The organism is Microbacterium aerolatum (assembly GCF_007988825.1).
In the GTDB taxonomy this organism is placed as follows: Bacteria; Actinomycetota; Actinomycetes; order Actinomycetales; family Microbacteriaceae; genus Microbacterium; species Microbacterium aerolatum.
Genome location: NZ_BJUW01000009.1, coordinates 1 through 22,512, shown reverse-complemented (window position 1 = coordinate 22,512; position 22,512 = coordinate 1). Strand labels below are relative to the sequence as shown.

At 68.6% G+C, this 22,512-nt stretch carries 30 protein-coding genes; 28 read left to right on the top strand and 2 right to left on the bottom strand.

Annotation, left to right across the window (positions count from 1 at the left end):
* Positions 1-10 precede the first annotated feature (10 nt).
* The gene (flgK, locus tag MAE01_RS10595; protein ID WP_147039530.1) at positions 11-1,420 is read right to left on the bottom strand and encodes a flagellar hook-associated protein FlgK; all 1,410 of its coding nucleotides are present in this window, start codon (positions 1,418-1,420) and stop codon (positions 11-13) included.
* Positions 1,421-1,445: 25 nt separating this feature from the next.
* A complete protein-coding gene (locus tag MAE01_RS10590) occupies positions 1,446-1,928 on the bottom strand; it encodes a flagellar protein FlgN (RefSeq protein WP_147039529.1) in 483 nt (160 codons plus the stop codon).
* A 206-nt stretch (positions 1,929-2,134) separates the two neighbouring features.
* Here MAE01_RS10590 and MAE01_RS10585 point away from each other — a divergent pair, with 206 nt between their 5' ends.
* From MAE01_RS10585 to MAE01_RS10450, 28 genes are all read left to right on the top strand, one after another.
* Positions 2,135-2,947, top strand: coding sequence for a sigma-70 family RNA polymerase sigma factor (locus tag MAE01_RS10585; RefSeq protein WP_147039528.1), 813 nt, complete (start codon positions 2,135-2,137; stop codon positions 2,945-2,947).
* A 53-nt stretch (positions 2,948-3,000) separates the two neighbouring features.
* Positions 3,001-3,189 carry a hypothetical protein gene (locus MAE01_RS10580; RefSeq protein ID WP_147039527.1) on the top strand — a complete coding sequence of 63 codons (189 nt, stop codon included), beginning with the start codon at positions 3,001-3,003 and terminating at the stop codon, positions 3,187-3,189.
* A gap of 59 nt (positions 3,190-3,248) precedes the next feature.
* Positions 3,249-4,205: an HNH endonuclease signature motif containing protein gene (locus tag MAE01_RS10575; RefSeq protein ID WP_307723760.1), complete on the top strand. Its 957-nt coding sequence runs from the start codon at positions 3,249-3,251 to the stop codon at positions 4,203-4,205.
* Between the two features lie 95 nt (positions 4,206-4,300).
* Positions 4,301-5,149 (top strand): flagellin N-terminal helical domain-containing protein, encoded by an 849-nt coding sequence (locus tag MAE01_RS10570; RefSeq protein ID WP_147039525.1) that lies wholly within the window; start codon positions 4,301-4,303, stop codon positions 5,147-5,149.
* A gap of 79 nt (positions 5,150-5,228) precedes the next feature.
* Positions 5,229-6,611 carry a flagellar filament capping protein FliD gene (fliD, locus tag MAE01_RS10565; RefSeq protein WP_147039524.1) on the top strand — a complete coding sequence of 461 codons (1,383 nt, stop codon included), beginning with the start codon at positions 5,229-5,231 and terminating at the stop codon, positions 6,609-6,611.
* A gap of 1 nt (position 6,612) precedes the next feature.
* Entirely contained in the window at positions 6,613-7,008 is a 396-nt protein-coding gene (gene fliS, locus MAE01_RS10560) for a flagellar export chaperone FliS (RefSeq protein WP_147039523.1), read from the top strand.
* Entirely contained in the window at positions 7,005-7,271 is a 267-nt protein-coding gene (locus tag MAE01_RS10555; RefSeq protein ID WP_147039522.1) for a hypothetical protein, read from the top strand. Before fliS ends, MAE01_RS10555 begins: the two co-directional genes overlap by 4 nt.
* Positions 7,272-7,382: 111 nt before the next feature.
* Positions 7,383-7,724: a flagellar basal body rod protein FlgB gene (locus tag MAE01_RS10550; protein ID WP_147039630.1), complete on the top strand. Its 342-nt coding sequence runs from the start codon at positions 7,383-7,385 to the stop codon at positions 7,722-7,724.
* Positions 7,721-8,113, top strand: coding sequence for a flagellar basal body rod protein FlgC (locus tag MAE01_RS10545; protein WP_147039521.1), 393 nt, complete (start codon positions 7,721-7,723; stop codon positions 8,111-8,113). Before MAE01_RS10550 ends, MAE01_RS10545 begins: the two co-directional genes overlap by 4 nt.
* Positions 8,113-8,418: a flagellar hook-basal body complex protein FliE gene (gene fliE, locus MAE01_RS10540; RefSeq protein WP_147039520.1), complete on the top strand. Its 306-nt coding sequence runs from the start codon at positions 8,113-8,115 to the stop codon at positions 8,416-8,418. The genes MAE01_RS10545 and fliE overlap by 1 nt, the downstream gene beginning before the upstream one ends.
* Positions 8,418-10,052 (top strand): flagellar basal-body MS-ring/collar protein FliF, encoded by a 1,635-nt coding sequence (gene fliF, locus MAE01_RS10535; protein WP_147039519.1) that lies wholly within the window; start codon positions 8,418-8,420, stop codon positions 10,050-10,052. Before fliE ends, fliF begins: the two co-directional genes overlap by 1 nt.
* Complete coding sequence (gene fliG / locus MAE01_RS10530; RefSeq protein WP_147039518.1) at positions 10,049-11,053, top strand: flagellar motor switch protein FliG; 1,005 nt, start codon at positions 10,049-10,051, stop codon at positions 11,051-11,053. The genes fliF and fliG overlap by 4 nt, the downstream gene beginning before the upstream one ends.
* Entirely contained in the window at positions 11,043-11,663 is a 621-nt protein-coding gene (locus MAE01_RS10525) for a FliH/SctL family protein (RefSeq protein ID WP_147039517.1), read from the top strand. Before fliG ends, MAE01_RS10525 begins: the two co-directional genes overlap by 11 nt.
* Positions 11,660-12,955 carry a FliI/YscN family ATPase gene (locus tag MAE01_RS10520; RefSeq protein ID WP_147039516.1) on the top strand — a complete coding sequence of 432 codons (1,296 nt, stop codon included), beginning with the start codon at positions 11,660-11,662 and terminating at the stop codon, positions 12,953-12,955. The genes MAE01_RS10525 and MAE01_RS10520 overlap by 4 nt, the downstream gene beginning before the upstream one ends.
* Positions 12,952-13,374 (top strand): flagellar FliJ family protein, encoded by a 423-nt coding sequence (locus MAE01_RS10515; protein WP_147039515.1) that lies wholly within the window; start codon positions 12,952-12,954, stop codon positions 13,372-13,374. Before MAE01_RS10520 ends, MAE01_RS10515 begins: the two co-directional genes overlap by 4 nt.
* Positions 13,371-14,768 carry a flagellar hook-length control protein FliK gene (locus MAE01_RS10510; RefSeq protein WP_147039514.1) on the top strand — a complete coding sequence of 466 codons (1,398 nt, stop codon included), beginning with the start codon at positions 13,371-13,373 and terminating at the stop codon, positions 14,766-14,768. Before MAE01_RS10515 ends, MAE01_RS10510 begins: the two co-directional genes overlap by 4 nt.
* Before the next feature lie 14 nt (positions 14,769-14,782).
* Positions 14,783-15,235 (top strand): flagellar hook assembly protein FlgD, encoded by a 453-nt coding sequence (locus tag MAE01_RS10505; protein WP_147039513.1) that lies wholly within the window; start codon positions 14,783-14,785, stop codon positions 15,233-15,235.
* A gap of 21 nt (positions 15,236-15,256) precedes the next feature.
* Positions 15,257-16,423 (top strand): flagellar hook protein FlgE, encoded by a 1,167-nt coding sequence (locus MAE01_RS10500; protein ID WP_147039512.1) that lies wholly within the window; start codon positions 15,257-15,259, stop codon positions 16,421-16,423.
* 184 nt (positions 16,424-16,607) lie between these two features.
* Complete coding sequence (locus MAE01_RS10495; protein WP_147039511.1) at positions 16,608-16,865, top strand: flagellar FlbD family protein; 258 nt, start codon at positions 16,608-16,610, stop codon at positions 16,863-16,865.
* Positions 16,865-17,674 carry a motility protein A gene (locus MAE01_RS10490; protein WP_147039510.1) on the top strand — a complete coding sequence of 270 codons (810 nt, stop codon included), beginning with the start codon at positions 16,865-16,867 and terminating at the stop codon, positions 17,672-17,674. Before MAE01_RS10495 ends, MAE01_RS10490 begins: the two co-directional genes overlap by 1 nt.
* Positions 17,671-18,489 carry an OmpA/MotB family protein gene (locus MAE01_RS10485; RefSeq protein WP_147039509.1) on the top strand — a complete coding sequence of 273 codons (819 nt, stop codon included), beginning with the start codon at positions 17,671-17,673 and terminating at the stop codon, positions 18,487-18,489. The genes MAE01_RS10490 and MAE01_RS10485 overlap by 4 nt, the downstream gene beginning before the upstream one ends.
* 51 nt (positions 18,490-18,540) lie before the next feature.
* Positions 18,541-19,476: a flagellar motor switch protein FliM gene (locus MAE01_RS10480; protein ID WP_229718068.1), complete on the top strand. Its 936-nt coding sequence runs from the start codon at positions 18,541-18,543 to the stop codon at positions 19,474-19,476.
* Positions 19,473-20,132 (top strand): flagellar motor switch protein FliN, encoded by a 660-nt coding sequence (fliN, locus tag MAE01_RS10475; RefSeq protein ID WP_147039507.1) that lies wholly within the window; start codon positions 19,473-19,475, stop codon positions 20,130-20,132. Before MAE01_RS10480 ends, fliN begins: the two co-directional genes overlap by 4 nt.
* A gap of 50 nt (positions 20,133-20,182) precedes the next feature.
* A complete protein-coding gene (locus tag MAE01_RS10470) occupies positions 20,183-20,626 on the top strand; it encodes a FliO/MopB family protein (protein WP_229718069.1) in 444 nt (147 codons plus the stop codon).
* On the top strand, positions 20,623-21,324 hold the full coding sequence (gene fliP, locus MAE01_RS10465) for a flagellar type III secretion system pore protein FliP (protein ID WP_147039505.1): 702 nt from the start codon (positions 20,623-20,625) through the stop codon (positions 21,322-21,324). Before MAE01_RS10470 ends, fliP begins: the two co-directional genes overlap by 4 nt.
* Positions 21,321-21,596, top strand: coding sequence for a flagellar biosynthesis protein FliQ (gene fliQ / locus MAE01_RS10460; protein WP_147039504.1), 276 nt, complete (start codon positions 21,321-21,323; stop codon positions 21,594-21,596). The genes fliP and fliQ overlap by 4 nt, the downstream gene beginning before the upstream one ends.
* A gap of 1 nt (position 21,597) precedes the next feature.
* Positions 21,598-22,359 (top strand): flagellar biosynthetic protein FliR, encoded by a 762-nt coding sequence (locus MAE01_RS10455; RefSeq protein ID WP_147039503.1) that lies wholly within the window; start codon positions 21,598-21,600, stop codon positions 22,357-22,359.
* A partial coding sequence (locus tag MAE01_RS10450; protein WP_186806206.1) for an EscU/YscU/HrcU family type III secretion system export apparatus switch protein occupies positions 22,356-22,512 on the top strand: 157 nt, incomplete at its 3' end. The genes MAE01_RS10455 and MAE01_RS10450, both read left to right, overlap by 4 nt.

Below are 22,512 nucleotides of genomic sequence, written 5' to 3'. Positions count from 1 at the left end.
GGTCCTCCGGTCAGCGTCCGACGACGCCAGTGCGGTTGATCAGAACGTCGAGCGCCTCGTCGACGGCGGTCATGACTCTGGCCGCGGCCTGATAGGCGGTCTGGTAGGTGAGCAGACTGATGGTCTCCTCGTCGCCGTCGACAGCGGCGACGGACTGCTGCGCCGCGGCCGCCGTGATGGCGGTGGTCTCCGACACCCGTGCGCGTTGGATGTCGGCCGCGGTGCTCACGCTCAACGTCGACACCTGCGACGCCCAGATCGCGTCGGGCCCGGTGCCGAGAAGACCGATCTGGGAGATGGCGTCGGCGTTGCCGGAGTCCCATGCACCGGCGCCCGGGTTCGCGAGTGCGAGATCCGAACCGGACGTCACCACGACGCTCAGACCGAGAGCCGCGGGACCGGTGCCCGAGACGGCGAAGAAGTCTCCGCCTGGCTGGCCGGCAGCCGTGACGCCCAGTCGGTGCTGTTCGTTCACCCGATCGGCGAGGGCAGTCGCGACTTCGTTGTAGGACGCGGCGAGTTGCGCCAGCATCCCGCCCTCATCCGCGGGCGCGAGGACAGAGAGGTTCCCACCGAGCTCGCCGCCGACGATCGAGATCGGCATGTCGGGTGCCGTCGCCCAGGTGACCGTGACCCGTGCGCCGACGTCGATCGAGGTCGGTCCGCTCAGCGCGAGGTGACGGGAGTCGTCGCCTGCGACGAGGGCGTTGCCGTCGATCCGCACCGTCAGCGTGCCGTCGCTCTCGATGTTCGCCTTGGCGCCGGACAGGCGGGCCACGTTCTGCGCGAGAACGCTGCGCTGGTCGATGAGCTCGTTCGCAGAGCGGCCGGACGCGAGCGCGTCGCGGATCTCACGATTGAGATCGGCGATCTGGTCCGCCGCCGCATTGACCTGCGAGACCGTGCGCTCGGCGGCCGTGCGGGCATCGGACCACTGCGACGCGACCGCCTTGTAGCCGCCGGAGATCTGGGATGCGAGTTCGGCGGCCGTCTCGAGCACGACGGATGCCGCAGCCCCGGAGTCCGGGGTGTTCGCGAGATCCTGCCAGCCGGACCAGAACTGCGACAGGCGCGCGGCCAGGCCGTCGGTCGTGGGTTCTGCGAGCGCGGCCTCCATGGTCGTCGCAGCGACGGCGCGCGTCGACCAGAAGCCGGACGAGGCGAGCGTGTCACGCACCCTGGCGTCGAGCAGCGCATCGCCGAGTCGGGCGACGCCGGTGATCGACACGCCGTGTCCGGGCGCGGCCCCCGTGCTGAATCGGCCGGTCTGCGCGAGTGCGGCGATCGATGAGGTGGTCACCCGCTGCCGGGTGTACCCCTCCGTGGTCTGGTTGGCGATGTTCTGCCCGACCACGTCCATGCCGCGGCGCGCCGCAGCCAGCCCGCTCGCGGCCGTGGTCAATCCGCTGAAAGTCGACATCGTCTCTTCTCCGTCGTCCGGTCTGTCACATCTGGGTGTCGACGATGCGTGCGGAGTCGTCACGCGCACGCACGCCGTCAGTGGTGTATTCACCGGTGTCGAGGCCGAGCGCCGCGATCGTCTCCTGCGTGGCGCGCATGACGCCCGCGATCTGGTCGGCGTTCGTGTCGCGCATCTGAGAGATCTCGGCCGTCAGCTGCGTGAGTGCGTGCAGATGGTCGGCGAAGACGTCGCGCCAGACCCCCTCCGGCGCGTGCGCGATGAGTGCGCGGAGCGTCGCGTCATCGGCCGCGCCCCACTCCTCCGCGACGGCCGATACCTCGACCGACCGCGCCAGTGCTGTCGCACGCAGACGTTCGAGTACCTGTTCGATCTCGCGTGTAGCAAAATGGATCCAGTGCGATCGCCCGGCGGTCAGCAGCAACTGCTGTTCGTCCAGTTTGAACAGCAGCATCTCCAGCAGTTCGCGTTCCCGCCACAGCTGCATCGAGAGTTCGTTGGCTCCCATATTTCCTTCCCCCAGCAATCCCCAGCCCATGAACCGAACGATTTTTCGGTTCGTTGTACCTCTATCGGCCGCCCTGGCCCTAAGGTTACTACCGGGGGATTTGATGGATAGTTCTCCCCATGGACATATCGCTGTGATAGTGATATGGGCACCACGTTCAGCTACCGGCTGAACGTCTTGGCTCTCCAGAGAGGTGATCACCCCCCATGACGCCGCTTGTCGAGCGCAATCGCCTCGTCGAAGAGAACCTGCCGCTGGTCGGCTACCTCGCTTCGGAGACGCATGCGCGTGCCACCCATATTCCGCGTGAAGAACTCGCCGCTGTCGGGGCACTGGCCCTCGTCACTGCGGCCGACGCGTTCGACCCCACGCTCGGAGTGCCGTTCGGCGCGTACGCGCGCCGCCGCATCCTCGGCGCGTTCGCCGACGAGATGCGCGCGATGGACTGGGCCTCGCGCGGCATCCGCAAGCGCATCAAGGAGACCACCGCTGTACGCGACACCCTGACCGCGGGGCTCGGCCGGACGGCGACGGTGGCCGAGATCGCCACGGCGATGTCGGTTCCGACTGACGTCGTCTCCGAGGCACTGGCCGACGGCGCGCGCACCGTGGTGACGCTGGAGGATCCGTCAGCGCACACACTGGCATCCGACATCCCGCTCCCGGAGGAGTCCGCGATGGTGAGCGAGCGCCGCGAGGTGCTCGAGCACGCCGTGGCCGCTCTGCCCGAACGCATGCGCCTGATCGTGCAGGCCGTCTACTTCGACGAGCGTCCGGTGAAGGAGATCGCCGAAGAGCTCGGCGTCTCGCACTCGGCCGTGTCGCAACAGCGCTCCGAGGCGATGCGCCTGCTGCGCGATGCGCTGGAGAAGTACTTCGCCGACGGCCAGGAGCCCACGGCCGTCGCCCGCGTGTCGATGGCCGTGCGTGACGCATTCTTCGCGCGGATCGGCGAGACCGGCAGTACTCGGCTCACGAACGTGTTCGGCGTCGCGCCGGCCGCGTCCGCGATCGCCTAACAAAAATACGAGATCATCTGAATCGGTACGCGTCGCGTCGCGCGGCACAGATCGTGGATGCCGTCACTCTCGCGCGTCGCAATCCTGAGGTGTTCGTTCTCGAGTGCGGCCCGGACGCCGCTGATCTGGCCGAGCGCGCTGCTGTCTCCGATATCGCGTTGCGGTTGAAGCGGTCCGAAGAGGATGTCCAGGCCGAACTCGCGGTCGTACGCACGGCCATGCGACAGCTGCCGACTCTCTAGGAGCCACGCGCGCGACGGGTTCGTGTCGATGTATCTCGTGACCCGCGCCATCGGGGGCGCTGGGCCGGCTGCGCGCACCGTCGAACGCCACAGCGGACGAGCTGGAGGCCGAGCGCGAGGCGGCGGCGCGGATCGATGAGGCGACCTCTCAGTGGGCGTTCTCGTGCTCCCCGGCGAACTTCCTGCGCCGACTGCGCCGCCTGGCCGATCGTCTTGACCAGGAACCGGCCGAGAATCGTCATACCCGTGCGGTAGCCGGCCGTCGGGTGTGCGTGGAGCACGTGGATGACGGGATGAGCTGGTTCAACGCCTGCATTCCCACATCAGAGGCCCTCGCTGCCGACCGGCGGCTCACCGCAACGGCGAAGCAGATGAAGAAGGGCGACCCGGCTGAGACGCGCACGATCGCGCAGATCCGCGCAGACCTCTTCCCCGCCTGGTTGCGCGGGGTCGGCACCGACCGTGCCGCGCAGACGAAGGTCTTCGTCACGATCCCCGTCCAACTGCTGGACGGCGCCGCGAACACCCCTGGCCTTCCTGTTCCGGAGGCCGAGATCGTCGGGCACGGGCCGATCGACCCGTTGACCGCGAAGCAGCTGTTCCTCGACACCGGCGTGTTCCGCCGAGTGGTCGTAGACCCGATCCGCAGCGTGGTCATCGATATGGACCGCCGCAGCCGCTGCGCGACACCCGCACAGCGCGACTGGCTGATCCTGCAGCACGGCACCTGCGCCAGAGACGGCTGCACCCGCCTCGCCCTCGACGCCGACATCGACCACCGCACTCCCTGGGCACAGGGCGGCAAGACCAACCTCGACGACCTGCGACCCCTCTGTCCTAGACATCACGTCGACAGACACCGAACCCGTGCCGTGTACCGATCTCGCCCCGACGGGTCCGTCGAGGTCACCACACCTACGGGGTTCCACAGCTCGGCGCCACCACCCGAAGCCCACGCCGCTCGCGGTGCAACATCTCGACGGGACGACGCCGCTCTCGTTGCACCACCGTTCTGATCGTCTCCGACTAACGCGCCGAGACCTGCCGCCGATAGGTGTGATTGGAGCCCACGGATGGGCTTCGGTACATCCCAATCACGGAGGAACACACCATGGGTATGCAGATCAACACCAACGTGTCGGCGCTCAACGCCTACCGCAACCTGTCCAACACGCAGAACGACCTGTCGAAGTCCCTGGAGAAGCTGTCCAGCGGTCTTCGCATCAACCGCGCGGCGGACGACGCGGCCGGCCTCGCGATCTCCGAGGGCCTGCGTTCGCAGGTCAACGGCCTCAACGTGGCTGCTCGCAACGCTCAGGACGGCATCTCGGTCATCCAGACCGCTGAAGGCGCCCTGACCGAGGTCCACTCCATCCTGCAGCGCGTGCGCGACCTCGCGGTGCAGGCCGGTAACGACTCGAACAACACCGAGTCGCGCACCGCGATCCAGACCGAGGTCACGCAGCTCGCCGAGGAACTGACCCGCATCAGCACCTCGACGAACTTCAACGGCATCGACCTGCTCACGGGCGCCACTGCCGGTGACGGTACGGGTCAGCTGACCTTCCAGGTCGGCGCGGGCGGCGTCGCTGCCAATGACCAGATCGCCGTCGACCTGACCGGAGCAGACGTGGGCGCTGTGGCTACCGCGGTCGCTGGGCTGACGTTCGACACGGCCGCGAACGCGGCTGCTTCGATCACCGCACTCGACACTCAGATCACGAGCATCTCGAGCGCTCGTGCCGAACTCGGTGCCGCGCAGAACCGCTTCGAGTCGACGATCAACTCGCTCAACGTGTCGGCAGAGAACCTGTCGGCTGCTGAGAGCCGCATCCGCGACACCGACATGGCGGCCGAGATGGTCAAGTACACCGCTGCGAACATCCTGTCGCAGGCCGGTACGGCGATGCTCGCTCAGGCGAACCAGTCGACGCAGGGCGTTCTTCAGCTCCTGCGCTGAGTCGCTCGCTGGTTCCGGGTGGGCGGCCGACCGTCGCCCACCCGGAATCCGCACCCGCATCTGATCCGGAAAGGCACCCATGGGTATCGCACTCGACGGCCTCGTCTCGGGCCTCAACACCACCGAGCTCATCAACGCGCTCATGGACGTGCAAGCCATTCCCCGCAATCTGATGAGCGCGAAGGCCGATGACAAGAAGCTCATCATCTCGCAGCTCCAGACCCTGAACACCTCCCTGCAGGACCTCGCGGCCAAAGCGAAGACAGCAGCATCCGGCGAGAGCCTAAACACTTTCTCAGCGACCTCATCGTCCAACAACGTCACCGTCGCCCTCCGCCCCGGCGCCGCGGCCCTCACGGCCGACATCGTCGTCGACCGCCTCGCGCAGAAGCACACCGTCGTCACCGCGGCATCAGCCGAGTGGCCGGACGCTCCCCCCACTCTCACGCTCGAGAACGCCGCCGGCGAACGCCTCGAGATCACCGCGAGCTCGTCGTCAATGACGGACGTCGCGCGCGCGATCAACTCCGCGGGCTTCGGCATCTCGGCCAGCGTCGTCGCGGCCGGAACAGATGTCGACGGCAACCCCGTGCAGCGTCTGCAGCTCATCTCCGCTGAGTCCGGCGCGGACAGCGCGTTCCGTGTGTTCCGCGGCGATGAAGCCGCCGTCGCGGCCGGAACCGCCGCAGACGTCGCCACTGCTCCCGGCGCCGCCGTCGTCACGACCGGCTCCGACGCACAAGTGCGACTGTGGGCGGGTACCGCCGCCGAGCAGGTCATCACCTCGTCGAAGAACACGTTCACGGATCTGTTCGCAGGCGTCGATGTCACGGTCACCGCCGCGTCGGCCGATCCGGTCACCGTCGGCGTCGCTGTCGACGACAAGGCCCGCACGACAGCCGCCGCCGACTTCGTGAAGCAGATCGCCTCACTCCTCACCCGCATCGACAACGGCTCCAAGGCGACCGTCGGCACAGGCGACGACGCCACGACGCTCGGCGTCTTCACCGGCGACAGCACGGTGCGCGCACTGCGCCAGTCGCTCGCGCAGGCGGTCCAGCATCCGATCGACGGCGTCTCCCCCTCGAGCATCGGCATCTCGATCGACCGCTACGGCGTGCTCACGATCGACGAGACCAAGTTCGCCGCGGCACTCGCCGACGACCCGGATGCCGTCACGGCGATGTTCACGGGCGTGGCCGAGCGCGTGCAGCAGACAGCGGAGACGTACTCCGACAAGTACGACGGCCTCCTCACCGCCCGCATCACCGGACAACAGAGCGAGGTCGACTCCCTCGGCAGGCAGCTCGAGAGCTGGGACGTGCGCCTGGAACAGCGGCGGGCGACGCTCGAGCGCACCTACGCGCGACTGGAGACGATGCTGTCGCAGATGCAGTCGCAGTCCGCTTACCTCACCTCGCAGCTTTCCAGCCTGCCGAGCTACGACACTGGATCGAACTGATATGAACGCCACCGCAGCCCTCCGGGCTCAGCAGCGCTACCGTGACGACGCCGTGCTCTCGGCGACGCCCGAGCGCCTCGTGACCATGCTGTACGACCGACTGATGCTCGACATCGAGCGCGGCGAGGCCGCCCAGCGCGCCGGCGACTGGACAGAGGCCAACACTCAACTGCAGCACGCGCAGTCGATCGTCGCCGAGCTGACCTCGTCGCTGTCGAACGACTGGGGCGGAAGCCCGGGGCTCCGCGCGCTTTACGCCTTCCTCACGCAGACCCTGATCGGCGCGAACATCGGCCGCGACCCTGAGCGCACCCGCTCGTGCCACGACCTCGTCGTGCCGCTGCGCGAAGCGTGGCACGCTGCTGCCGCCTCGGTCACCCAGGCCCGCGCCTCGTGACCGACTCCGAATGGACCGCGCTACTGGACCGCTTCGAGCGCGTTCTCGACAGCGCGTCAGAGATGCTCGAACCCTGGACCGCGCCGAAGGCACCGCTCCCCACTGAACTCGCAGATCGCGCCCGCCGGCTGCTGCGGCTTCAGCAGGAGCGGATCGCGCGCACCGCGACTGAGCTCGATGACGTCAAGCAGCAGCTCGACGCACTGCGCCGTGTGCCCGCCGGACGGCCTGATGCCCCGGCCTACCTCGACGTGGACGGATGAGAGCGCTCCTAACGAACCTCGCGAACCGGCCGATAGAGCACCCAGAGCAGGGAACGCTCGACTGAAACGGCCATGGATCGGCCACACCACCCACCGACGGGAACCGGGTTCGTGTTCGATTCAGTGACCATTTCTGCGCTCTCCAGCGCCCTCGACGGTCTCGCGCTGCGCCAGCGCGCCATCGCCGACAACATCGCCAACATCAACACCCCGAACTATCACGCCAAGCGCGTGCAGTTCGAGGAGGCTCTCGCGGATGCCGTCGCATCCGGAAGCGGCAGCGTCACGGCCACCGTCGGCGAATCGCTCGAGCCGACCCGCCTGGACGGCAACAACGTCAATCTCGACACCGAGACCCTCTCCAGCGTCGACACGATGCTGCGCTACCAGTTCGCGACGCAGGCGATCAACGGATCGTTCTCGTCCATGCGCACCGCGATGAGGACATCATGACCTTCGACGCCATCGGGATCGCCGGCACCGGCCTGACCGTGCACCGCAAGTGGCTGGATGCCATCAGCGACAACATCTCCAACATCAACACCGTCTCGGCCACCGACGACGAGGCGTTCCGTCAGCGCTACGTGCTCGCGCAGACGAGCGACGCGTCGCCCGGCGTGTACGTCGCCGGCACCGCGCTCGGGAGCGCGGAGGGCCGCCTCGTGCATCAGCCCGATCATCCTCTCGCCGACGAAGACGGCTATGTCCGTCTTCCGGACATCGACCTCGGCGACCAGATGAGCCAGCTCATCCTCGCCCAGCGCGGCTACCAGGCGAGCGCCGCGATCGTCGACCGTGCCCGCAACTCATACGAAGCAGCCCTGCAGATCGGACGCAGCTGATGGCATCTGTTACCGGCATCGAGGGCATCTCCTCGGCTTTCTCCGTCCCGACCTCCCCGGTCGCGGACACGGCGTCGACCGGCGACTCGGCGTTCGCCACGAGCCTCACCGGCGCGATCGACGAACTGCGTGCGCTGCAGTCCGAGTCGGACACTCTGAAGGTGGCCGCCGTCACCGGTGACCTGAATGACATCCACGCCGCCATGATCGCCTCGTCCCGCGCTGCCGTCACGCTCGAACTCGTCGCCGCCGTCCGCAACAAGGGCGTCGACGCGTTCAACGAGATCATGAGGATGCAAGCCTGATGCCCCAGGCCGTCCAGAATGTGTTCCAGCGGATCGGGCGCGTCATCGCGGGCTTCACGCTCGCGCAGCGCACGATCGCGATCATCGGCGTCGCCGTACTCGCGCTGGGTATCTTCGCCCTGTCCAGCTGGCTCACCCGCCCGACGCTCACGCCGTTGTTCTCGGGGCTGAGCGCCTCCGACGCCAACGCCGTCGTCGAGCAACTGCGCTCGTCCTCCGTGCAGTACGAGCTCGGCGAGGGCGGCTCGACCGTGCTCGTGCCGGAGTCAGACGTCTACGAGCAGCGCATGGCCGCAGCGGCCGCTGGGCTGCCCTCGTCGAGCTCGGGCGGCTACTCGCTGCTCGACGACATGGGTGTCACGACCTCGGAGTTCCAGCAGTCCGTCACATACAAGCGCGCGATCGAGGGCGAGCTCGCCGACACGATCTCCGCGCTCGACGGCGTCACCGCGGCATCCGTGCAGCTCGCGATCCCCGAGGAGAGCGTGTTCGTCTCGGAGACCGTCGACCCGACCGCATCCGTGTTCGTCGAGACCGGCGATCGCACGACGCTGACGACCAAGCAGGTCGAATCGATCGTGCACCTCACTTCCGCGGCCGTGAGCGGCATGAAGCCCGAGAACGTCGCCGTGGTCGACCAGTCCGGGCAGACCCTGTCCGCGGTCGGCATCGGCCAGGTCGGCGGCGTCGACCAGCAGGCCGGCGACTACGAGGCCCGCGTGACCACGGCCGTGCAGCAGATGCTCGACACCGTGGTCGGCGCAGGCAACGCGACCGTCACGGTCGCCGCCGAGATCGATCGCTCGCAGAACGAGCGCCTCGACGAGACGTACACGCCCGCCGAGGGCACGCCTCCCCTGACCGAGGAGATCCGCAGCCAGACCCAGAACGGCACGACGAGTGAGGCCGGTGTACTCGGCCCCGACAACATCGCCGTACCGTCAGAGGGCGCAGACGGCACGTCCGAGTCGACCGAGGAGAGCCGCACCAACGCGATCAACAAGACCACCCAGTCCACGACCACTCCGGCAGGGACCCTCACCCGCCAGTCGGTGTCGGTCGCGATCGACCAGGGTGCGGCAGGCGACCTGAGCATCGCGAAGCTGAACGACCTCGTCGCCGCGGCAGCGGGAATCGACGAGGATCGCGGCGACACGCTCAGCGTCGAGATGGTGGCGTTCAGCCAGACCAGCGCCGAGGCCGCCCAGGCAGCACTCAAGGCTGCCAAGGACGCCGAGCAGGCTGCCCAGCAGGCTGCACTGCTGAACACCCTGGTCATCGCCCTCGCCATCGGACTGCCGCTGCTGGGCGCCGTGATCGCGCTGATCGTCCGGGCCCGCCGCAAGAACGGAGCCGCCGCGGAGTTCGACACGCTGTTCGGCGACCGGCCGGAGCCGCTGACCGCGCTCACCACGACTGCACCGACCGCGCTCCTCGACGCGCCGACCATTCCCCTGTCGATCACCGAGCCGGAGCCGCAGCTCGCGCCCTCCCCCGAGCTGCAGATCGAGAGCGAACCCGCACAGGTCACCCTGGAGCGGCGCCGGATGGAGCTCGATGCTCTCAGCCGGCAGGATCCGAAGCGCACGGCCGAGCTGCTGCGCACGCTGATCGATGAAAGGCAGCCCGCGTGAGCGCGCTGAGCGACCGTCAGACGGCGGCGGTGGTGCTGATGAATCTCGATCGCGTTCATGCGATCGAGGTCATGAAGCACCTCTCCGAGAATGAGGCCGAGGCCGTCGCCTCCGAGATCATCGGCCTGCAGAACCTGGATGCCGAGACAACCGCCCATGCGCTGAACCGGTTCCACCGGATCGCCACCGGCCACCTGCCACCGGCGCGCGGCGGCCGCGACATCGCGGCCGGCCTGCTGGAAGCTTCGTTCGGCGCCGAGCGCGCGGCCGCAGTGCTCGGACGCGTCAACTCGACGATGGCGAACTCGTCGTTCGAATTCCTCATCGCCGTCGACCCGACGCATCTCGCCACTCTGCTCGACGGCGAGCTCCCTCAGACCGTCGCCCTCGTGCTCGCGCACCTGCCTACCGAGCAGGCAGCCGCCGTGCTGGCCGCGCTTCCGGACCCTGCCCGCACGGACGTGGCGCATGCGATCGCTACGATGGGGACGGCGTCGCAGGACGCGATCGCGATCGTCGCCGACACGCTGAAGGCCCGCACCGGCGGGTTCGCATCGCGCGAGACACCCGAGACCCTGGGCGGCGTCCAGCCCCTGGTGGAGATCATCAACCGCTCGGACGCCACGGTCGAGAAGGCGCTGCTGGCAAGCATCGAGACCCTCGACAGCGCTCTGGCCGAGGACATCCGCTCGCGCATGTTCACGTTCGCCGACATCGTCAAGCTGGAGGATCGCGACGCCCAGAGCGTGCTGCGCGGCATCCCGCTGCGCTCGCTGGCACTCGCTCTCAAGGGAGCCAATCAGGCGATCGCGGACGTCATCCGTCGCAACGTCTCGGAGCGCAACCGCGAGAACCTCGACGAAGAAGCACGGGCGCTCGGACCGGTGCGCATATCGCAGGTCGAAGAGGCGCGTGCGGAGATCGTCCGCACGATTCGCGCCCTCGAAGCCGCCGGTGAGATCGCGGTGCAGCGCACCGACGAGGACGAGTATGTCTACTGACGCCTTCTCCCCCGCTGTCTACCCGCGTCTGCACGGCGAGGGGCTGACGGCGGAGCGCGAGAAGGCCGTGTTCGAGAAGGCGAAGGTCCGCGGATACGCCGAGGGGCACGCCGAGGGATTCCGCGCGGGGAACGCCGCAGCGGCCGCTGCGCAGGAGCGAGCCGAGGCGGATCGCTCCGCCCGTGAGGCACGCGACGCGCAGGCGGTGGCGAATGCCGTCGCCGCCATGCACGCGGCCGCTCGCTCGCTCGCGGATCGCGAACGCCACCTGGCCGCCGTCGCGCAGTCGCAGGTGCTCGCACGCGCCGTCGAGCTGGCCGAGCTGATCGTCGCCGGCGAGCTGACCGATGCCGACGCCTCGGCCCTGTCGGCGGTGCGGCGCGCGATGGCCGCCGTCGATCCTGCCGACGTGCGCGAGCTCCGGCTGCATTCCGACGACATCCGCACCCTGGAACGCCTGGATGCGGTGCCGTCGACGTTCGCGCTCTCCGCCGACGAGACGCTGGAGCGCGGCGATGCCGTGACGATGCTCGAGCGCGGTTTCGTCGACGCCCGCATCGGGTCGGCCCTGGAGCGCGCCAGGCTCGCCGTCACGGAGAGCGACGCATGAGCGCCTGGGATGCCGTGCGCACAGCGGTCCTGCCGGAGCGGGTCGGCGAGGTGTCGCAGATCCGCGGTCTCAGTGTGCAGGTGCGCGGGCTGGAGTGCGCGATCGGCGACGTGATCACGATCGGTGCAGATGTCGATGCAGAGGTGGTCGCCACCGGCGACGAGGGCGTGCGCTGCATGCCGCTGGGACCTGTGGCAGGACTCACCGTCGGCACCGAGGCGCGCGCCCGCGGCGGTGCGCTGCGCGTGCCGACGGGAACGGGACTCCTCGGGCGGGTGCTCGACGGCCTCGGCCGGCCGATCGACGGCAAGGGCCCGATCCCGGGACCCCAGGTGAGCCTCGACCACGAACCGCCGTCGATCATGGAGCGCGACCGCATCGCTGTCCCGCTGCCGCTCGGAGTACGCGCTCTCGACACTCTCACCAGCGTGGGCCGCGGCCAGCGCGTCGGCCTGTTCGCAGGCTCCGGCGTGGGCAAGTCGTCGCTGTTGTCGATGATCGCCCGCGGCACCGAGGCCGAGGTCACAGTGATCGCGCTGGTCGGTGAGCGCGGCCGCGAGGTGCGCGAGTTCATCGAGGACGACCTGGGGCCGGAGGGCCTCGCCCGATCCGTCGTCGTCGTGTCGACCTCGGACCAGCCGGCGATGGCCCGCATCCGTGCCGCGTTCACCGCCACGCGCATCGCGGAGGCGTTCCGCGATGAAGGCGCGCATGCGATCCTCATGATGGATTCGCTCACGCGCGTCGCGATGGCCCAGCGCGAGATCGGCCTGTCCGCGGGCGAGCCGCCCGCCACGAGGGGCTACCCGCCGTCCACGTTCTCGATGCTCGCCGGGCTCCTCGAGCGGGCGGGCACCGACCGCGCAGGTTCGGTCACCGGCATCTACACGGTGCTCGTCGACGGCGACGATCACAACGAGCCCATCGCCGACGCCGTTCGGTCGATCCTCGACGGTCACGTCGTGCTCGATCGGGCACTCGCGCTGTCGGGTCATCATCCGGCCATCGACGTGCTCGGCTCGGTCTCGCGCGTGGCGGGGAAGGTCACCTCGCCGGAGCAGCGCGCCGCGGCCGCCACGCTGCGTGCCGTGCTCGCTGCGCGCCGCCGGGCGAACGACCTCATCGACATCGGCGCCTATCAATCGGGTGCCGACACGCGCATCGACGCCGCGATCGCGAACGAGAAGGCGATCTCCGGCTTCCTCACCCAGCGGTTGGACGAGACCAGCCCGATCGAGCAGTCCTGGCGACGGCTGACCGACCTCGTCGCAGCGTTCGGAGATCTCTCATGAGCAAGCAGTTCTCACTGGCCGGGCTGCTGCGAGTGCGCGGCATCCAGGAGCGCGCGGCGGCCGAACGGCTCTCTCGCGCCGTGCTGGACGCCCGGCACACCGAGGCCCGCGACCGTCACCTGCGCGCCGCTCTCGCCGGCGAGGGGACCGAGGCGGTCGACGTGCGCTCGCTCGCCGCACTCGCGGCGGCGCGGAGCGCGAGCCGCAGCATGCTCGCCGATCTCACCGCGCTCGCCTCGACCCAGGAGCAGACCCTGGCAGAGGCACGCTCGGAGCACGAGGACGCCCGCCGCGCCGAGCGCGGCCTGGATCGGCTCGCGCAGGCGCACGCGCTGCGTGTGCGCGCGGACGAGCTGCGGTCCGAGCAGGCCGAGCTCGATGAGATCGCTTCGCGCATTCAGACGGAGGACGAGAGATGAGCCTGCTGAACCTGCTCGGCGGCACCGTCGCCAAGACGGCTTCCAGTGCCGAACCGGCGACGGCCCAGGCGCCCGGCAAGGGTGCGGTGGCGTTCGCGCATGCCGTGGATGACGCGCGCCGCGCGGCCGCGCTGGATGCTGAAACGGACGCCGCGGCATCCGAGGAGTCGGCCCCGCCCGGAGAGGCACAGGTAGATGGCACTCGGGCTGAGGCCGCGAGTGCTGTCCCGGCACCTCTGCTGCCGGCCGCTGAGCCTGTGGAAGCGACCGAAACCCCGATCACCGGACCTACTCCGGTCGCTGAGCCCGTCGAAGCGTCCGGAACCCCGCTCACCGGACCTGCTCGGGCCGCCGAGCAGGTCGATGCGACCGAAACCCCGCTCACCCTTCGACAGGCTCAGGGACCGCTAGCCGATCACGGATCGCAGACCGGCGCGGCTCCGGCCGCTGAGCTTGTCGAAGCGACCGGGACCCCGCTTGCCCTTCGACAGGCTCAGGGACCGCTAGCCGCTCAGGGAGCGCCGACACCGACCACGACTCCGGCCGCTGAGCCTGCCGAAACGTCCGGAAACCCGCTTACCCTTCGACAGGCTCAGGGACCGCTAGCCGCTGAGGGATCGATGACTCCGGCCACGACTCCGGCCGCTGAGCCCGTCGAAGCGTCCGGAACCCCGCTTGCCCTTCGACAAGCTCAGGGGCCGCTCTCAGCTCAGGGGGCGCTCTCAGCCCAGGGACCGCTAGCCGCTCAGGGAGCGCTGACGGCGACCACGACATCGGCCGCTGAGACCGCCGGAGCATCAGATATCCCGGCCGCAGCGCCAGCCGCCCCGGCGACGCCTGCCACGGCTGCGGCCGGACCCGCGCAGGCCGCCGCTCCGATGGCGCGCCCCGCGCTGCTGCCGCAGGTCTCCGGCCCCGTGCTCGCGCTCACGCAGGCGCCCGACGGGGATCACCAGCTCACGCTGACCATCTCGCCCGAGAACCTCGGCCCCGTCACGGTGCGCGCGCACATCTCCGGCGGTGCCATCCACATCGAGCTGCACGCGCCGACCGACCTCGGCCGCGACGCATTGCGCACGATCCTCGCCGACCTCCGCCGCGACCTCGCCGGTGCGGCCGCCCACGCCACCCTCGCCATCTCCTCTCAGGACGGCGGTTCCGGCCAGTCCGCGAGCCAATCGGGCGCGGGTCAGTCCGGCAGTGCATTCACCGCCGCGCAGGGCCAGAACTCGCAGGGCCAGGGTTCGCAGAACGGAGGCGCGCAGAACGGCGCGCAGTCCGACCGAGGCCTCGCCGGCGACAGGACCGGCGCCCGCGCGACACCCGACGGGGATGCCGCAACCACCCCAGCCCCGTTCACGACGCCGCACGGCGGCATCGACGTCTACGCCTGATCCGAGAGGAAACCATGACCACTGTCGACGCGATCTCCACAGTATCCACCGTCGCCACGAGCGGCCTGCAGACCGGCAGCACCACACCCGCGACCGAGCGCAAGCAGACGCTCGATTCCGAGGTGTTCCTGAAGCTGCTCGTGACGCAGCTGACCAACCAGGACCCGAGCTCCCCCATGAACACGAACGAGATGATCGCGCAGACCACTCAGCTCGCGTCCATGGAGCAGCTCACCGCACTCAGCACCACGACCAATGAGAACTTCGCTCTGAGCATGCGGCAGACCGCCGCGACGCTGATCGGCCAGGAGGCTCAGTATGTCGACGCTGACGGCGTCGAGCAGACCGGCATCGTCAGCGCCGTCTCGTTCAGCAGCGCCGTTCCCATGGTCACCATCGGCGACACGGCAGTGCCGCTCGACGCCGTCTCCGGCCTCACCCTCGTATCCCAGACCACCCGATCCTGACCCACCAAGAAAGGCACAATCATGCTTCGCTCCCTTTTCTCCGGCATCTCGGGTCTGCGCTCGCACCAGACCATGCTCGACGTCACCGGCAACAACATCGCCAACGTCAACACGACCGGCTTCAAGTCGTCGGCAGTGCAGTTCCAGGACTCCCTCTCGCAGCTGCTGCAGAACTCGATGATGCCGCAGCAGGGCGCCGGTGGTCAGAACCCCGCCCAGGTCGGCCTCGGCGTTCAGGTCGCCGGCATCAGCACGAACTTCGCCGCCGGCGCCCCGCAGCCCACCGGCGTGCCGACCGACCTCATGATCTCCGGTGACGGTTTCTTCATCGTGCAGTCCGGCGGAGAGACTCTCTACACCCGCAACGGCGGCTTCTCCTTCGACGCGAACGGCCAGCTCGTCACCGCAGACGGCGCGCTCGTGCAGGGATGGACCGCGCAGAACGGCGCGATCGTCCCGGGCCAGGGCCTGGGCAGCATCACCCTCCCGGTCGGCGCGCTGGCTCCTGCTACGGAGACCACCTCGGCCACCGTCACCGGCAACCTGCCCTCGGATGCCGCGGACGACGCCGTCCTGGTCCGTGACGTGAAGGTCTACGGCCCCGATGGCACCGAGTCGTCGCTGCGCCTCACTTTCACCCACACGGCGACCGGCTGGGATGTTTCGGACGGCAACGGCAATGACACGACGCTGGCGTTCGGCCCGGACGGTGCACAGAACCCCGTCACCCCGCTGTTCAACGTGAACGGCATCGAGGTCGACTTGTCCGCCATCACCGGATTCGCCGAGGTGAGCGACCTCAAGATCTCGGATCAGAACGGCAAGCCCGCCGGTGTCCTCAGTTCGTACGCGCTGACGAACGACGGCAGCCTCGTCGGTACGTTCAGCAACGGCGAGACCGAGGTGCTGGCGCGGATCGCCCTGGCCGGATTCGTCAACCCCGGCGGGCTCGAGAAGGCCGGCTCGTCGCAGTTCCGGGCGAGCGTCAACTCCGGTCAGGCCACGATCGGCTCCGCGGGTGCCGATGGCCTGGGCGGCATCATCAGCGGTGCGCTGGAGATGTCGAACGTCGACCTGTCGCAGGAGTTCACGAACCTCATCGTCGCGCAGCGCGGCTTCCAGGCGAATGCGCGCATCATCACCACCAGCGACGAGGTGCTCCAGGAGCTGACGAACCTGAAGCGCTGATTCCACTCAGCACACGAAAGGAGGGCTGCCCGCGAAAGCGGCGGCCCTCCTTTCGCGTCCGATGCCGACGGGATGCCGCATCGCGCTAACGCTCGGCGACCGTCGGCCGACAGTCATCCACGACGGCCCAGGATGGGCTGTCAGTCCTCACGGATCGAGGACCGAAGTTTCCAGGATGGAGCCCATGATCGTCGTCACGCGCCTGAACCAGACCCGGTTCGCGCTGAACCCTGACCTGATCGAGCGGATCCAGGCCTCCCCCGACACCACCATCATCATGGTGGATGCCGCGACCTTCGTCGTCACCGAGACGATGGACGAGGTGATCGCCAAGATCACGCAGTATCGCGCCAATGTGCTCGCGACCGCCGCGCGACTGACCGGTTCGAACGGCTCAGGTGCGGATGGCACCCTGGCCGACGGCGCAGAGGCGGTGCTCTGATGGATCCGTCGCTCATCATCGGCCTCATCATCGCGTTCGGCGCCCTGCTCGCCATGATCACCATGGAGGGCGCCTCCATCACGGCTCTGCTCCTGCCGGCGCCGATGATCCTCGTCTTCGGCGGGACGATCGCGATCGGCATCGCCACCGGAACGATCCGCGACTTCACCTATGCGATCAAGGCCCTCCCACGAGCCTTCCGCGGCGACCGCGGAAGCGCGTCCAAGATGATCGACGCGATCACCGGCTACGCGGAAAAGGCTCGCTCCGAGGGTCTCCTCGCCCTCGAGCAGTCGCTCCCCGACGAGAAGGATCCGTTCCTGCGCCAGTCGCTGCAGAGCATCGCCGACGGCGTCGACGCCGAAGAGCTGCGCACGTTGATGGAGGATGAGGTCACGTCCGTGGCGTCGCGCAATCGCGCGTCATCCAAGTTCTACATGACCCTCGGCGGCTACGCGCCGACGGTCGGCATCGTCGGCACGGTCGTCTCGCTGACTCACGTGCTCGAGAACCTCGACCAGCCCGACGAGCTGGGGCACATGATCGCCGCCGCGTTCGTCGCGACGCTGTGGGGCCTGCTGTCGGCCAACTTCATCTGGCTGCCCATCGGCGGCCGTCTCCAGCGTCTGGGCGAGCTGGAGGTCGAGCGGATGACACTGGTGATGGAGGGCATGCTGGCCGTGCAGGCCGGCTCGCCGCCGCAGTTCGTCGGAGAGCGCCTGCGCGCGCTGGTCTCCGACCGTTCGCAGACGAAATCCAACCGCAGGGGTGCGGACCGAGGGGCAGCGGATCCGGCACCGACACCATGAGCGTCCGAGCGCGACGACAGGTCCCACACAACGAGCACAGCGGGCCCGATGAGCGCTGGATGGCGTCGTATCTCGACATGATCACGGTGCTGATGTGCCTGTTCATCGTGCTGTTCGCGATGTCCACAGTCGACCAGGCGAAATTCGAGGCGCTCAGCGCTTCGCTGGCCACCGGCTTCGGACAGGATCCCACGGAGTTCGCCGACGTCGCAGAGGGCGTCGTCGTGCCGGAGGAACTCATCGACGAGGACGGCGAGCCCGCCGACCCCTACCTGAACGCCGCGCTCGAGGAGTTCGAAGAGCTCTCCGCGCTGCGCGATCGCATGAAGGACGCGCTGGCCCAGAACGGCCTCGAGGCCGACGTCACCTTCACGATCGACGACCGGGGCCTGACGATCGGACTCGTCAGCGCAGAGACGTTCTTCGAGACGAACAGCACGAACCTCAGCGCCAAGGCCGTCTCGGTGCTCGACACCCTCGGCACCGTACTGGTCGACGTCCCGAACGAGATCTCCGTGGAGGGCCACGCCGACCATCGCGTCGCCGCGGCCCCGTTCCCGACGAACTGGGAGCTGTCCTCCGGGCGCTCCACCCAGGTCCTCCGCCACCTCGTGGAGGCGTGCGGCCTCACGCCCAGCAACGTCAAGTCGGTCGGCTACGCCGACACCCGACCCATCGCGGAAGGCACCAGCGCCGATGCTCTTGCGAAGAACCGACGGGTCGACATCGTCGTCCTCTCTCAGGTCAAGGAGGAGGTGCGTGAACTCCTCCCGACAGTGCAGGCCTCCAAGGCCGGCACGAAGCCGGGACCCTGATCGACCTGTCGCCTTACGCGCGTCCGTCACCGCCCGATAGTGGAGTTCGTGGTGATCGAGGACAGCGCGCGATCCGTCGTGCAAGCGGAAACGCCGACAGGTACGTCTTCGCCGACCGCCGACATCACGGTGTACGACTTCGAGAGGTCCGCCACGCTGTCACGCGAGCACGCACGCGCGCTGGAGCTGGCCTTCGAGACGTTCTCCCGTCAGTGGTCCGCCGACCTCTCCGCCAAGATCCGCGGCCGCGCGACGGTCAGCGTCGAGTACGTGCGGATGCTGACCTACGGAGAATACGCGCAGTCGCTGCCGACCACCACGGCTCTGGTCGTGTGCGCGCTCCCCGATTCGCCTGAGCGCATGATCGTGCAGTTCCCGTCGTCCGCCGCGACCGCCTGGATCGTGCAGATGGTGGGCGGACGCCCCACCACCACCGCTGAGGAGCGCACGTTCACCCCGATCGAGCAGGCTCTGATCGGCGCCCTGATGCGGGATGCCATCGACCTGCTGACCAAGACGATGGACGGCCTCCTCCCGCAGGGGATCTCGATCACCGGCATCCAGTACAACTCGCAGTTCGCGCAGGTCGCCGCCGCCACCGAGCCCGTGATCGTCGCACAGCTCGCCATGCGCCTCGGCGGCCGCTCGGTGCCGACCAGCGTCATGCTGCCGGCATCCATCCTGAGCATGTTCCGGAACGTCGCAGCCTCCGACGAATCCGCAAGTCCGGAACTCGTCCGCCGACAGGTCGAGGAGACACCGATCGAACTCGCGCTGCGCCTGAGCCCGCGGACCATGCTCCCGCGCGAAGTGCTCGGCCTCTCGGTCGGCGACCTCGTGCCGCTGCCGCACGCCGCCGACCGCCCGCTGATGCTCCTCGCCGGAGACCAGCCGATCGCGACCGCAGCCGTCGGCACCTCCGGCGCACGCCTCGCCTGCGTCGTCACCACCACTGTTTCCGACCCCGCCTCCGAGGAGTCCGCGTGACCAGCACCACCGCTTACGAAACCGCCATCGCCGCTGCCTTCGCGGCACGGCTGCCCACCGCGGCTCCCACCACCGTCCAGCCCTCGCGCTCGTCGGGCGACACCGGCGACGCTGTCGTGGTCTCGTTCGTGGGAGAGGCCAGCGCAGAGCTCGCCGTCCAGATCCTCGACCCGCTCGCACTCGTGGACGGCCTGCCGGACGCGCCGCTCGCCGACCGGCTCGTCGACGCGCTGGAGGCCTCCACCAGTGCCCTCGGCCCCGGCGCGCTCGGAGAGGCGCGCATCGGCGATGCTTCCGCGATCTTCTCGCACCCCGCGGCGCAGCTGTTCGATCTGCAGGACGAGACCGATCGCACGATCGGACGCATCGCCGTGCGCGTCACACAGAGCCCCGCGAACGTCGTGACGTCATCGCGCCGACTGCAGCGCATCGCCGGCGTCGAGATGGAGCTCACGGTCGAGATAGGGCGCACCCGCATGGCCGTGCGCGACGTGCTCGACCTCGAGCCCGGCCGCGTGGTCGAGCTGGACCGCTCGGCCGGCGCCCCCGCCGATGTGAAGCTCAACGGACGCATCATCGCCCACGGCGAGATCGTCGTCGTCGATCAGGACTACGCGGTGCGCATCACCCGGATTCTCGAGAACGTCGAGGCCTGATTCTGGACGACCTGCTCGTTGCACTGCGCGTCGCCCTTTCGCTGGCGGCGGTGCTCGGGCTGCTCTGGTTCCTGCAGCGCAGGTTCGCCCGCAAGACGACGCGCCGCCGCGACGCCGAGGCGATCACGGTGCTCGGCCGCCAGAACCTCGGCGCGAAGGCTCAGCTCGTCGTCGTGCAGACCGCCGACGCGCGATATGTGCTCGGCGTCACAGAGCACGGCGTGAACGTCGTCGACAAGCTGGCTGCCGAGGCGCCGACGACCGACGAGACGGATACCGCGGGCGTCAGCGTGAACTCCGCGCCGCAGCATCCTCAGGACGAGGCTCCCAGCCCGAGCGCGACCGCCTTCGACAGCATCCTCGCCGGGGCGTCCACGACGCCCGTGCCGCAGCTACGTCGCCGCGTGCGGCACCGCAACGATCCCCTACGCGGCTCGATCATCTCCCCCGAAACCTGGCGACAGACCGCCGAGGCCCTCCGGCGCTCACGATGAACCTGCTGCACCCGATGAATGTCGTGCCACTGCTCACGATCGACATCAACGGCGTCGACGGCTCCCCCTCCGGCTCGATCCTCACCCTGCTCGGGATCACGCTGCTGTCGGTGGCGCCGGCACTTCTGCTGATGATGTCGTCGTTCACGAAGATCTTCGTGGTGCTCGCGATGACCCGCAACGCTCTCTCGCTCCCCAGCATCCCTCCGAATCAGGTGCTGGCGGGGCTGTCGCTGTTCCTGTCGCTGTTCATCATGTGGCCGGTGCTCACCGAGATCAACACGGTCGCGGTGCAGCCGTACATCGAGGGCTCGATTACGTTCACGCAGGCGTTCGACATCGGCCAGGCTCCGCTGCAGCAGTGGATGCTGGGATACACGCGCGAGGAGGACCTCGCGTTGATGTCGCGCATGGCGGGGCAGGACAACCCGGCCGACCCGGAGAGCGTGCCGCTGTACACGCTGATCCCGGCGTTCATGATCTCCGAGCTGCGCGCGGCGTTCATCATCGGCTTCGTCATCTTCGTGCCGTTCCTGGTGATCGACCTCGTCGTCGCCGCCGCGCTGATGTCGATGGGCATGATGATGCTTCCGCCGGTGATGATCTCGCTGCCGTTCAAGATCCTGCTGTTCATCCTGGTCGACGGGTGGGGGCTGATCATCAGATCGCTCCTGGAGAGCTACGGAGGGGTCGGATGAGCCCGGAAGCTGTACTCGACATCGGCACGCAGGGGCTCCTCATCGCGGCCAAGCTCGCGGCCCCCATTCTCATCACCGCGCTCGTCGTCGGCTTCGGCATCTCGCTGCTGCAGTCGATCACCCAGGTGCAGGAGGTGACGCTGTCGTTCGTGCCGAAGATCGTCGCCGTCGCGATCGCGCTGCTGATCGCCGGAAACTGGATGATCGCCGAGATCATCGCCTTCACGAACGACATGTTCGACCGCATCCCGATGCTGTTGAGCGGCGGATGACGTGAACATCCCGATCGACCTGGCATGGCTCGAGGCGACGATGCTCGCCGCCGTGCGCATCACCGCGTTCATCGTGATTGCGCCGCCGTTCTCCTACGGCGGCATCCCGATGCGCATCAAAGCGATGCTGGCGATCGGGCTGTCCCTGGCGATGGGCGCCGCCGTGGCGCCGGGCTACGAGAATCTCGGCACCGGGCCGTTCCTCGGGGCGCTGGTGGTGCAGGTGCTCACCGGTGCGCTGCTCGGGTTCCTCGTGATGCTCTGCTTCTCGGCGCTGCAATCGGCCGGAAACCTGATCGACGTGTTCGGCGGCTTCCAGCTCGCGCAGGCGTTCGACCCGCAGTCGATGATCAACGGTGCGCAGTTCACCCGACTGTTCCACCTCGCCGCCCTGGCGCTGCTGTTCGCATCCGGCGGGTACCAGGTCATCCTCGCCGGACTCGCTCGCAGCTTCGAGGCTGTTCCGGTGAGCGGCATCTTCGATGTGTCAGCGCCCGCCGAGCTGCTCGTGACCGGTGTCTCGCAGATGGTGCTCGCTGCAGTGCAGATCGCGGGGCCGCTGATCCTCGTGCTGTTCCTCGCCGATGTCGGCCTCGGCCTCATCACGCGCGTCGCCCCGGCCCTCAACGCCTTCGCGATGGGCTTCCCGGTGAAGATCCTGCTCACGCTGATGCTGGCGGGCACCGTGTTCATCGCCCTTCCCGGGCTGGTCGACGCGCTGACGTCCGAGGCGTTCCGCATGATGCGGGGGGTGCAGCAATGAGCAACGACAGCGGTGAGCGCAGCGAGAAGGCGACGGACAAGCACCTGCGCGAAGCGCGGCAGAAGGGCCGGATCTCGCGCAGCCAGGACCTCACGGCGTGGCTCGGGATCGGCGCCGCGGCGGTGGCGCTCCCCGCCGCGATCGTGGCGGGGT